The 12,770-nt window shown below is 40.9% G+C and carries 8 protein-coding genes; 6 read left to right on the top strand and 2 right to left on the bottom strand.

From position 1 onward, the window contains the following. Positions 1–235 precede the first annotated feature (235 nt). The 6 genes from CH365_RS09720 (at position 236) to CH365_RS09695 (ending at position 11,065) form a co-directional block, all read left to right on the top strand. Positions 236–2,047: a CoA-transferase gene (locus CH365_RS09720; protein ID WP_100768384.1), complete on the top strand. Its 1,812-nt coding sequence runs from the start codon at positions 236–238 to the stop codon at positions 2,045–2,047. 72 nt (positions 2,048–2,119) lie between these two features. Continuing rightward, positions 2,120–3,097, top strand: coding sequence for a ketoacyl-ACP synthase III (locus CH365_RS09715; protein ID WP_100768383.1), 978 nt, complete (start codon positions 2,120–2,122; stop codon positions 3,095–3,097). A 130-nt stretch (positions 3,098–3,227) separates the two neighbouring features. Then, positions 3,228–8,603, top strand: a complete 5,376-nt coding sequence (locus CH365_RS09710) for a protein kinase domain-containing protein (RefSeq protein ID WP_100768382.1) — start codon at positions 3,228–3,230, stop codon at positions 8,601–8,603. Positions 8,604–8,632: 29 nt separating this feature from the next. Then, positions 8,633–9,187 (top strand): SiaB family protein kinase, encoded by a 555-nt coding sequence (locus CH365_RS09705; RefSeq protein ID WP_100768663.1) that lies wholly within the window; start codon positions 8,633–8,635, stop codon positions 9,185–9,187. Positions 9,188–9,189: 2 nt separating this feature from the next. Then, a complete protein-coding gene (locus tag CH365_RS09700) occupies positions 9,190–9,564 on the top strand; it encodes a DUF1987 domain-containing protein (protein ID WP_100768381.1) in 375 nt (124 codons plus the stop codon). Between the two features lie 28 nt (positions 9,565–9,592). After that, a complete protein-coding gene (locus CH365_RS09695) occupies positions 9,593–11,065 on the top strand; it encodes an adenylate/guanylate cyclase domain-containing protein (RefSeq protein WP_100768380.1) in 1,473 nt (490 codons plus the stop codon). 47 nt (positions 11,066–11,112) lie between these two features. Here the strand turns inward: CH365_RS09695 and CH365_RS09690 are convergent, their stop codons facing one another. Then, on the bottom strand, positions 11,113–11,571 hold the full coding sequence (locus CH365_RS09690) for a VOC family protein (protein ID WP_100768379.1): 459 nt from the start codon (positions 11,569–11,571) through the stop codon (positions 11,113–11,115). Positions 11,572–11,640: 69 nt separating this feature from the next. Further along, positions 11,641–12,726 (bottom strand): endonuclease/exonuclease/phosphatase family protein, encoded by a 1,086-nt coding sequence (locus CH365_RS09685; RefSeq protein ID WP_100768378.1) that lies wholly within the window; start codon positions 12,724–12,726, stop codon positions 11,641–11,643. Between the last annotated feature and the right edge of the window lie 44 nt (positions 12,727–12,770).

Genomic DNA, 12,770 nt, shown 5'->3' with positions numbered 1-12,770 from the left:
AGATCTGAAATTTTTTATACTTGAGTCTGGCAAAAAAGAGAGGCCTAATCCCTCCTACTTAGTAAACACTCGCATTAAACGATGTTAGTCTTTCTTTACGAAATATCATTCGATTTAAGCTTACGATTTGGCAGTATTTTCATATGGATTTCGTATGAATTCGGCCTTTTTTCCGTCAAAAATTTAATCTTTGGTGAACAAGCTTTTTGTCCGGGCTTTTTTACAAAATAAACGAATGCCACAAGAATCGAAACATAAGACTACTAAGATTCTTTCTGATCCCGACTCTCTCGTACGGGAATTTGTTAAGCCTGGCATGTACTTACATTTGGCCACTACCATGTCTAGGCCGAATGCACTTATCTATTCTCTCTCCAGAGTTTTCGAAGGAACAAATCCGGAATTCACTATAAGTGTTGCCGGTATTCACTCTAGCGCTCATTGTCTCGCTCTTTCCGGCATCGTAAAAAAGATGATCACAGGTTTTGCCGGAGATAATTATCCTAAACCAAGTCCCAACAGTTTGTATAAGGACCTAATGAGAGGAAAACCTTTCGAGTTGGAACTTTGGTCCCTCCTCACCCTGGTACAAAGACTGATGGCGGGAGCTATGAAACTCCCGGGTTTTGTTTCAAATTCTTTGGTAGGATCTGACCTGATTACGGACAAATTAGGAAAGACAGCATTCTTATATCATAAGCCTACCGAAGGAAATCCTTATGGAGAAGCGGCAAGCCCTCATTTAGCTTCCGAAATCAGAGGAACAAAAGAAAAAGATATAGTGGTACTTCTTCCACTATGTCCTGAGATCACATTGGTCCATGGAGTAGTCGCCGACGAAGATGGAAACATAGTACTTTCTCAACCGGGTGGAGAAGGAGCCTGGGGTGCACTTGCAGCAACTAAAGGTGTAATCGCTACCGTAGAGAAGATCGTACCAAGAGGAACAGTTCCTCCTGAACTAGTACTTATACCGAGCACCAAAGTTTTGGGGATCGCTCCTGCAAGATTCGGAGCCCATCCTCAATCCTTAAGAGTACAAGGTTTTCCTGAAATTCCCGCATTCGAAGGTGTAGAATCTTATCTGGATGATTACGAATTCCAAATGGAGGCGAATAAGGCGGCAGGCATTCCCGCTAAGGCCGAAAGATGGTATAAAGAAAATGTAATGTTATCCGGAGGTCATGAAGAATATCTGGAAATGATTGGAGAAGTCAGACTAAGACGTTTAAAAATGACTCCTCCGGAACATTCTCTTTCTTCTCCCGAAAATCCGAAGACGGTAAATGATTCGGAGCAGATGATTATTCTTGCCGCAAGAGCTATCATAGAGAAGGTCAAGACAAAGGGATATAAGACGATTCTCGCAGGAATCGGAGCCGCACATATGGCCGCCTGGACAGCGGCCAAACTCCTAGAAAAAGAAGGTATTCATATCAATATCGTTGCCGAACTCGGGTTTTACGGAATGAAACCGTTTGTAGGTGATGTTTTTCTTTTTAGCCAACTTCACACTCAGCATTGTTCTATGTTGTCGGATATAGTAAGTATATTAGGGACAATAGTACCTGACGACTGTTTAGGGGTGATCGGCGCCGCAGAAGTAGATTGGTTCGGAAATATTAATTCGGTCTTGGATGGAAAAGGAAACTTCTTAGTCGGATCTGGAGGAGCAAACGATATAGTCTCCACCGCTGATACGATCGTAGTAGCAAAGGCAAACCGTTTTCGTCTCGTGAGAAAAGTAAAACATATCACTTCTCCTGGAGAAAGAGTGGTAGAAACTGTATGCCAATTTGGTAGATTCCAAAGGGCTTCTTTTTCGGACCATCCATTCGAATTGAGTTCTTGGCTTGCTCCCGCATCCGACGACGAGATGGAACCGGAAGAAGCTGTTCTAAGATACACACTTTGGCTTCCTCCTGACGAAGACCTTCCCATTAAACAAGAACCGGCAATCAATTCCGATGAATTGACTGTTCTTAGAGAACTAGATCCGGAAAGAATTTATACGGAACAGTTTATGGTGTATACCCGTTTGCCTTAAGTATGATAAAGATGAAGCAAAAGATTGGAATTATGACTGGAAATTTATTATGGACCAAAGGAGTATTGATCCATGGCGAATTCTAAAAATCTCGTTTCAAACGGGGTGGCGATAACCGGGATTGGGCATTATCTCCCCGAAAGAATCGTCACGAACGATGAAATTCGGCCTAGATTAAAATATCCTGAAATGCATCCTGCCGAAAAAGCAGTCATCGGCAATATAGGTGTAACGGAAAGAAGAAGGGCAAACGAAAAAGAAACCGCTCAGTTCATGGCTGCTGAAACCTCCAGAATGATCCTGAAAGACGCAGGAAAAAAGGCGGAGGATGTAGACTTATTCATCCTGGCAAATTGGACGGACAGACTTTATCTCCCGGATTTAGCCCCCCAAGCTTCCAAACTTGCGGGAACTTCCAACTCATTAGCATTCGATATTTGTACTGCTTGTACCGGTTTTGTTCACGGAGTGCAGATGGCATCCGCTTTCTTAAGCAGCGGTAAATTTAAGAGCGCACTTGTAATCGGTAGCGAAAGATTTTCTGTCAGAACAAGAATGAGCGGCTATGGAGAATTTACTGCAGGCGATGCAGCAGCGGGAGTTCTCTTAGAATACACCGGAAACAAAGAAGTCGGTATTATAGATTCCTTCTTAAAGGATAATGGAGATCTTTCCAATATCATCGAGACCGGACCCGGGCCGAATTTTTACGTAAAAAGTTATCCCGAACTTGTGACCAACGCCGCGGATCTCACACTTTCTTCTATGGATGATCTATTAAAAAAGAATGATGTAGCGTTAGAAGACATAGATTGGGTAATCCCTCATCCAGGAACAGACGTAGTGGTGCAGGATGTTCTCAAAAGGACAAAATTCCCTAAGGAAAAAATACTTTTGAATTTCGAAAGGGTAGGAAACACTTCTGCAGCATCCATACCAATCGCATTATCCGAATATTATTATAAAGGAATCGTCAAAAAAGGCGATTTAATCCTTTCTCCTGCGGTAGGAGCCGGATTTTATTGGGGCGGACTTTTGTATCGCCTCTGAAAATTCGATATTTAGAATATAACAGAAGAGTCTGTCCCGAAAGGTTCGGGCTCTTGAAGCCCGAGACCAGATTTTTATCGATGGCCTTGGTTTTCGGAACGGACTATAAAAATAAAGGTGAAGTAGAAGGATGATCGTAACAGGGTTCGAACTAAAAGAAAGACTAAATGCCGAATCTGCGTCCGAAGTTTATAAAGCTGTTCGTAAAGAGGACAGTAAGTCCGTTATCATCAAATTTCTTCCGGTCTTGGACGAATTACATCCTTCGGTAGTCAATCTTAGGAACGAATTCGAGATCTTAAATTTACTTTCCTCCGGTTATTTTGTTAAACCTATTAAGTTCGAAAAACTCCAAGATGGGTTCGCACTTTTTATGGATTTCGTTCCTGGAGGTTCTTTAAAGGATTTTATCTCCAAAAAGCCGATGACACTCTCGGACTTTTTTCCGATCTCCATCCAGCTCGCAGAAAGACTAAGCGAAATACATTCTAAAAAAATCATACACAAAGACTTAAAACCAGAAAACATTATATTCAATAAGGACGAAAAACAGATCCGAATCATAGACTTCGGGATTTCCACCAAATTGAATAAAGAAGAAACTTCCTGGTCAGCACCGAATATTTTAGAAGGTTCCATCCATTACGTTTCTCCTGAGCAAACCGGAAGAATGAATCGTTCCGTGGATTACAGAAGTGATTTTTATTCTCTTGGAATCACTTACTATGAGATGCTTTTAGGAAAACTTCCGTTCGATGGGGACGACCTTTTACAATTAGTACATGCTCATTTAGCTAAGATCCCCACTTCTCCGAAAGAAGCAAGATCGGAGATTCCTACAGTTCTTTCAGAAATCATAATGAAACTTCTGGCAAAAAACGCAGAGGACAGATACCAGACAGCAAGAGGACTTCAAGGAGACTTAGAAAAGGCATACGCCCTCTGGAAAGAAAAGACGGACTTCCCTTCTTTCCCTCTGGCCCAAACGGATTTTTCCACAGAATTCAAAATCCCTCAAAAACTTTACGGAAGGGACGAGTATATCAAAACACTTTTGGAAGAATTCAAATCCGTAGCTACAAACGGAAGATCCAGAATGGTTTTGATCGGAGGTTATTCCGGTGTGGGAAAATCCTCACTTGTGAAGGAGATCAATAAACCTCTTACCGAATCTAAAGGTTATTTTATCTCAGGAAAGTTCGACCAATACAATCGAAACCTACCCTTCTCCGCTATTATCCAAGTATTTTCCAGTTTGGTGGAATTGATCCTAACCGAATCTCCGGAAAGAATCGAGGCTTGGAAGAGTAAGATCAAAAAGGCTGTTGGTGCCAACGGAAAAGTGGTCACAGACGTGATCCCTGAATTAGAGATCATTATAGGCAAACAGGATCTTGTTCCGGAACTCGGCCCACAAGAGAATGCAAACCGTTTTTATATAGTATTCCAAAACTTCATCAAGGTTTTTGCGAGCCCTGAACATCCCCTTGCGATCTTCCTGGATGATATGCAATGGGCCGATACTGCGTCCTTAGAACTTCTCAAAAACCTGATGGAAGACGTAACCGTAAATTACCTTTTCATCATATTGGCTTACAGAGACAACGAAGTAGATTCTTCCCACCCATTCCAAGTATTATTGGATACATTGGAAAAAGAAGGACTGGATCCTTATAAGATCGTTCTCCAACCCCTGGCATTAAAAGACGTAAGACAATTATTATCCGACAGCCTTTATATTTCGGATGAGAAAACCGTAGAACTGGCGGAGATCATTCATTCCAAAACCGGCGGAAACCCATTCTTTATAGGGGAACTTCTAAAACAACTCGCGAAAGAGGACTCCGTCTATTTTGATCAGGGCTCCGGAAAACCGGGAGAAGGTATCTGGAAATGGGATATCGCTAAAATCCGAAACACTAAGATTTCGGATAACGTAGTTGAACTTTTAGTAAATAGGATCCGAAAACTTTCTCCTAAGATCCAAGAAACCATGGAATTGGCTGCATGTATCGGAAGTAGTTTCGATTTAGCACTTTTGACCCGTATCTTAGAAACCGATTACAAAACAGCACTCGGCTCTTTGCAGGAGACCATCGCAGAAGAATTGATTGTTCCAATCGGAGAAAACTATCGACTTGCAGAATCTTTCGAAGAGACGGAAGCGAATAAGGAAAAAAATTACCAGACTGCAAAAACAGTAACCTTCCGATTCCAGCACGATAGAGTCCAACAGGCTGCTTACGAAATCATAGAAGAAGAGAAAAAAAAGAAGATCCGTTTACAACTGGGAAGATTCCTGATAGAAGGAGCGGATTCCAAGCAAATCGAAGACAATATTTTCGATATTGCAAATCATATGAACATCGGCTCCGGTCTCATCACGGAATCTGCAGAAAAACTAAAACTAGCTCAACTAGATCTGATCGCAGGGAAGAAGGCCAAAAATTCCACAGCATACAAACCCGCACTCTCTTATATCGCAAAGGCTAGAGAATTACTCTTTCTTCTTCCGGAGGCTTCCCAAGGAGATGATGCTCTTTGGAACGCAAAATACGAACTTTGTTATTCTATCTTTAGAGAGTTAGGCGAAACACAGTATCTTACCGGAAACTTTGAGGATTCTCAGAAGACAATAGATACACTTTTAAAATATGCAAGATCTCCGATTGAAAAAGCAGATGCTTGTAATCTGCTTATCATTCAATATTCCGCTCTTGGAAAATTCGACCTCGCTCTTCCTATGATCATTAAGGCGTTACAACCTTTGGGTGTGGATATTCCTGAAAAAGATCATGAAAAAGTAACCGGAGAAGAGATAGAGATCGTAAACAAGGCCCTCGAAGAAAAAACTGTAGACTCCTTGTTGGACCTCCCACTGATCCAAAAGCAGGAACAAATCATGGCGGTAAATCTTTTGATCAGCGCCATTCCAACCGTTTACAATTTTGCATTGTCCTTATTCCCGATCGTTTCCTTGAAGATGGTAAACCTATTCTTGAAGTATGGAAACCTTTCCGATCCGTATGGATATTCTATGTATGCAATCCTTCTCACTTCAGGATTCCAACAATATAGAAGAGGTTACGAATTCGCAGAACTTGCAATTAAGGTGAGTGAAAAATACAAAAATCCGAGCGGGATCACTAAGGCTGCGAATATTCTCGCAAACTATACCACTCCTTTCGTAAGGCATTTAAAATATTCGGAAGAGATCAATCATAGAGGAATCCAGGCCAGTTTAGAATCAGGGGAATTCCTACATGGCGGTTACTGCGCAATGAACGACGCAGTGAATGTGGTCCTTCAATCTAAAAATTTAGAATTAGTAAAACCTAAAATAGATGGTCTTCTCAAATTCACTCGTAAGGTAAAAAACAATTTAGCAATCGATACTGTTCTCGCTTCAGCGCTGGTAGTTTCTAACCTAAGAGGAAAAACTTCTTCTCATCTGGAATTCTCCATCGAAGATATGAGTGAGAATGATTACATCGAGTTATGTAATTCTCACCAAAGTCCTTTTCCCGTTTGTCTGTTCAAAATTATGAAGGCAAGAACACTTCTCAGCTATGGAGAAGCGGAAAGTGCATTAAAAGAATTAGAAGAATCCGAAAGTATGCTCGGATTCATTTCCGGCCAAATAGCTGTCGAAGAACATGGATATCTATATTCTCTCGCGATGGCTGCAAATTACAAACTTTCTACCCAAGAACAAAAAGCAAAATTCTTAGAGAGAATCAAGAAGAACCAAGAAAAACTTAAACTTCTTTCCGAAAATGCTCCGGAAAATTTTGAACATAAATATCTTCTGGTAGAAGCCGAACTTGCAAGACTAGAATATAAAAACTGGAAAGCGGCCAAAACATATGAGCAAGCCGTACAACTTGCAGGCAAAAACGAATATTATAACGACGAGGCCTTAGCAGCGGAACTCGCATCCAAATTCTGGTTCTCCAAAGGAAGCGCTAAGATCGGATCCCAGTATATCGCAGAAGCTTATCAAAAATACGGAAGATGGGGAGCGATTAAAAAGCAGGAACTTCTCAAAGCCAAATTCCCGGAATTCATTCGAGAAAAAGGAAGGGATACTTTCCGCACTACCCGCACGATCGGAACCTTAAGCACAAGGACTGCTTCCGCAACGGAAGTATATTCAGGTCAAACCCTGGACTTCCAGTCCATTCTAAAAAGTTCCACCGCAATCTCAGGAGAAATCAAACTAGAGTCCTTATTGGATACTTTAATGCAAATCTCCATTGAGAACGTAGGTGCAGAAAAAGGTGTTATGATCCTAAGAAGGGACGGAAAACTTTTCGTAGAAGCGGAAGGCAGTACGACCGACGACGAGATCCGAGTGCTCCAGGGAATTCCGATCCAAGAAAGTAAAAATATACCGATCAGCGTTATCTACTATGTGGAGAGAACCAAAGAAGATCTGGTGCTCAGGAACGCCTTCGCAGATGAGAAGTTCAATAAGGATCCGTATATTAGAGAAAGGAAAACAAAATCCGTTCTATGTTCTCCAATCATTAAACAGGGGGAATTGATCGGTATATTATATTTAGAGAATAATCTTTCCGAGGCGGCATTCACATCGGACAGGTTACAAACTATTTCAATTCTATCTTCCCAGGCTGCTATTTCCATCGATAACGCATTACTTTACGCGAATTTGGAAAGCAAAGTCGCAGAAAGAACCAAAGAATTAGCTCAGGCCAACGACGATCTGGCATTAAAGAATCAGCATATTACGGATAGTATTACATATTCTTTGAATATCCAGCAGGCGATTTTACCTTCTTCCGAAGTATTAGGAAATGCGCTTTCCGATTATTTTGTGGTATTCCGTCCGAAAGATATAGTATCCGGTGATTTTTACTGGTTTTCAAAACAGGAAGATACAATATATATCGCATCCGTCGATTGTACCGGTCACGGAGTTCCGGGAGCACTTATGTCCATGATTGGAAATACTTTGCTCAATCAGATCGTAAACGAAATTGGTATTACCGATCCAGGTTCTATTTTAGAACATTTGCATAAAAAAGTCAGGCAGGCACTCAAACAGGATATGGACCAAACGAATTCCAGAGACGGAATGGATCTTTGTCTATTAAAGATTGAAGGAAACAATTTATACTTTGCGGGAGCAAAAAGGCCTATTTTTATTGGAAAAGGCGGAGTCTTGACCGAAATTAAAGGTGATAGATTCTCGATCGGCGGAAGGCAAAAAGAAGAAACGCGAAAATTTACTACACACTCCATTCCCTTGGAAAAAGGAATACGTACGAGTGTTTACTTAACCACGGACGGCTTTATGGACCAGCCAAATCCGGACCGACAAAAAATTGGTACCAAAGGGTTACTAAACTTCCTAAGCGGGATAGAACATCTTTCCTGCGAAGAACAAAAAGAGCGTTTAGAATCCTTCCTGTTAGCCCACCAAGCTGGAGAGGCTCAACGGGACGACATAACACTAGTCGGTGTAATATTGGGGGGAAGATAAGGAGATGTTTCTGAAAAAGGAAGATGCTGATGATGGAAAATGAAGTCGTAAATCTATTTAAGACTTATCAGGAAACCAGCGAATACAATCTGCTTGTATCCTTTAAGGGCAGACTATCCCAAGAAGTTCTGACCGAATTGGGATCTATGATCCGGACCTCTTTGAGTACGGAATCTAAAATTAAGAAAATTTTCGCGGTATTTATTGAACTAGCGCAAAATATGCTGCACTACTCTGCCGAGCGAAAAATTAACGAAGAGCAGAAAGATGCAGGCGTAGGGATCCTCATAGTTAGGGAAAATTCGGTTGGCTACCATGTTGCTTCGGGAAATTTGGTACTAAACGAGAAGATCGAATTTTTGACCGAAAGGATCCAAAAAATCAACTCCATGAGTAAGGACGAATTAAAGTCCTTCTACCAACAGCAACTTAGATCGGAGAGGCCGGAAGATAGCAAAGGAGCAGGTGTGGGATTAATCGATATTGCCAGGAAGTCAGACGGACCTCTGGTGTTTCGTTTCGATAAATTGGATGGCAAACTATCCTTTTTTACAATCTCCGCATTCTTTACGAAGGAAAACTAATCATGGAATCCTTACATATACAACAGACTAAAACTTCACCGGAAATCATCTTAGAATCGGACAAGGGGCTCGCGGAAATCATCGGAGAATCTTATCCGGAAAACGCAATGGCGTTTTACAAACCGGTCTTCGATTGGTTAGCTGCAATCCAGACTGCAAGCAAACAAATCCAGTTCCGTTTTCAAATGGATTATTTTAATACCAGCTCTTCCAAAGTGATCATGGATATTTTGGACAATCTCCAGAAATATCATGACAAAGGCGGAAAGGTAGAAGTCGAGTGGCTTTATAAAGAAGACGACGAAGACATGCAGGAAACAGGAGAGGAATTCTCTTCCGATTTGTCCCTGCCTTTCAAAATGAAATCTTATAAATAAGATCTCATTCGTGCGGAATTAAGTGTAAGTGGAAAAGAACGAAACTTCGAATTCAAAAGAGCAGAATACTTTTTTCGAGCAGGAATTTAAACTTCTCTCGGACGCTCAGTCTTTTTTAGAAGATTCAAATACCAAAGAGGATCCTAAACAAAAATTAAAAACGATTGTTGGATCCTACGAGTCCCTTCTCAAACAATCTTCCAAGATCATGAAGATCGGGGATTCCACTCAGCATAGACTTCTCAAAACCCAGGAAGCATTAACCGATTCTAATATAATGTTAGAGGCCGCTTATATGGACCTCAAACTTGTAACGGAAATCGGAAGGATCATCACTTCTTCCCTCGAGCCTAAAATTATCATACAATCCGTTTATGAGAATACTAAATCCATCGTCCCCATGGATGTTCTCGCTTTCGGTATTTATGACGAAGAAAAAAAAGAGATTAAATATAAGTTTTGCGTAATAGACGGAAGATATGTGCCGGCACCTTCGGTAGATTCCCTTGAAGAGGACAACCCTTCTTCCTATTGCGTAAAACAACAAAAAGAACTAATCACTCTGGATATCGAAAAAGATTTTCCGAATTATCTATCGGATATCAGAAAACATTTCGGAGAGAACTCTCAATCCGCATTATACTTCCCGCTTAAGGTAGAAGAGCGTCTGATCGGAATACTTACCGTTCACAGTTATTCTAAAAATGCATTCCAACCGAACCAGCTGAATATTCTCAGGACTTTGGCAAACTATGTAGCAATCGGCGTGGATAACGCAGACGCATACAGGACTCTTTCCAAAAGAAACAAAGAATTAAAAGATTCTTTGGAAAAGATCGAAGTTCTAAACAAGAGTATAGAAGAAGAAAGACAGAAATCCGAAAACTTACTTTTAAATATTCTACCCAGAAGTATTGCGGATCGTTTAAAAGGAGGAGAAGGTGTTATCGCAGATTATTTCCCTTCTTCTACCGTACTTTTTGCTGATATAGTCGGATTTTCCAAACTCACTACTAAGATCCAAACTCCTACAAGACTTGTAGAGATCCTAAATCGTATTTTTACCGAATTTGATGTGATCGCCGACAAATATAAATTAGAAAAAATTAAAACAATAGGCGATTGTTATATGCTCGCGGGTGGTATTCCGGTTCCTACGGAAGACCACGCACATAAGGCGGCCCAAGCTGCTCTGGATATGTTACATCGCCTGGATGAATTAAAACCTGAACTTGAATTCGAATTTAATGTTCGTATCGGTCTTCATACCGGAGAAGTGGTAGCTGGAGTGATCGGAAAAAACAAATTCGTGTATGATCTCTGGGGCGATTCGGTCAACACCGCTTCGAGGATGGAATCCCATGGGGCCACAGGAAGAATCCATGTTTCCGAGTCCGTATACCTTGCTCTAAAAGATAAATATAATTTCGAAGATAGGAATGTGATCGAGGTAAAAGGAAAAGGCCCGATGCACACTTACTTCTTACAAGGCGTTAAATAATTCTAATATAGTAAAAAGGATCTCCGAAGAGATCCTTTTTTTGATCGTTAACCTAAGGCTTCGATCACTTCTTTAGGAGCCTGGACTAATTCCACAAGCACTCCTTCTGCAGAAAGTGGAAACTCTTCATTTCCTTTAGGATGGATAAAAGTCACTTCATGACCTCCCGCTCCTTTGCGGATGCCGCCTGGCGTAAAACGAACTCCTTGTGCAGTCAACCATTCCACTGCCTTATGAATATCATCTACCCAAAGTCCGATATGATTCAATTTAGGATCATTCACTCGCGGACTCTTATTTGGATCCACAGGTTCCATGATATCCACTTCTACAGCGTAAGGTCCTTTGCCCATCTGTAGGATATCCTCATCTACGTTCTCTTTTTCACTTCTAAAAGAACCGATGTTTTGCAATCCGAGAGTGTCCACCCAAAACTTTTTGAGCTTCTCCTTACTTTCTCCGCCGACTGCGATCTGCTGTACTCCCAGAATTTTAAACGGTCTCATAATGCCCTATCTTTCGTTTTTTCCAAATTCTTGCCCTTTAAGAAAAGAGCAAGGATTTGTCAGGTTAGATTAACGAGATTCCATGGAGAAGGTTCCCTCTAAAGGAAGATGATCGCTGGATTCTAGGGCCTCACCTTGTTTTAATACTATATATTCTTTCTTAGTTAAGCCCTTTGAATAGAACATATAATCAATAGTCCGATCAGGTTTGGCGATCTGAGGATCGTTAGGAACATGAGTGTAAAATTTTTCACGATTGGGCCCGTTCAATTCCTCTAAAGTCGCAGTCGAATTCCATTTTTTGAATAAGGGAAAAATTTCCTCATCGTCGCTATAATAATAAGCTCCGTTAGGATGTAATTGTTTTCTGGAGAAACCAGGCGGAAGAAGATTAAAATCTCCAGCTAAGACCCATTCCGATTTTTCAGAATCCAATTGATCCAATACATTCTCGATAAAAGCCACTTGCCTTTGCATCGTATCCGTTCCCATAGAGAAGGCATCCAAATGTGTATTTAAAAGTACCAAAGGTTTTTTATCTTTTACTTCTACGGAAGCTTCTAAAATCGCACGTTTTAGTTGTAATTGTCTGGTGATAGGATCCGCAGGAGGAGTAGGAAGTTGATGACGAGAAGCGGAAAGAATTTTATATTTACTGAATATAGTTAGCTTCATTCCGACAGAACCCATTACCTTTGGATGAGGGACAAAACCAGCCTTCCAATAAAACGCTTCTGTTTGGCAAGGATATCGATCTGAGAGCAAAGGTAGAATTCTTTCCGATTGATTTTCAGAGTATGTTTTTTTGGCTCCGTCGTCTACTTCTTGGAATAGAACAAAATCAGGATTTCTTTCTAAGATCACACTCGCTACTTTTTTGAGAGTGGATTCTATCTCTTCTCTGGAAGGTCCGGTGTCGGGCCCTGTTTCATCCGGAACATCATACCAAAATACTCTGTTCCTTCCCGCGAAATACTGTATGTTCCAAGACAATACCTTGATCGGTCCTGATGATTCTAGGCTTGGAGCACCTTCTTCACATTTTACTTGTACCGATTCCAAGTCGGATGGATGGAATGTTGAAAAATAAATTAACAGAAGTAATAAAGCAAAAACACTTAGTAAAACCAGAAGGATTCTTTTGAATAATTTCAAGATGGCCTCTTTCTATTTATATCTATTCTTGGGCATCCTTTCTA

Origin of the sequence: Leptospira neocaledonica, assembly GCF_002812205.1 — a bacterium.
GTDB classification, from domain to species: domain Bacteria; phylum Spirochaetota; class Leptospiria; order Leptospirales; family Leptospiraceae; genus Leptospira_B; species Leptospira_B neocaledonica.
Note: the sequence above shows the minus strand (reverse complement) of the source record. Positions and strands in the feature narration are given on the sequence as shown.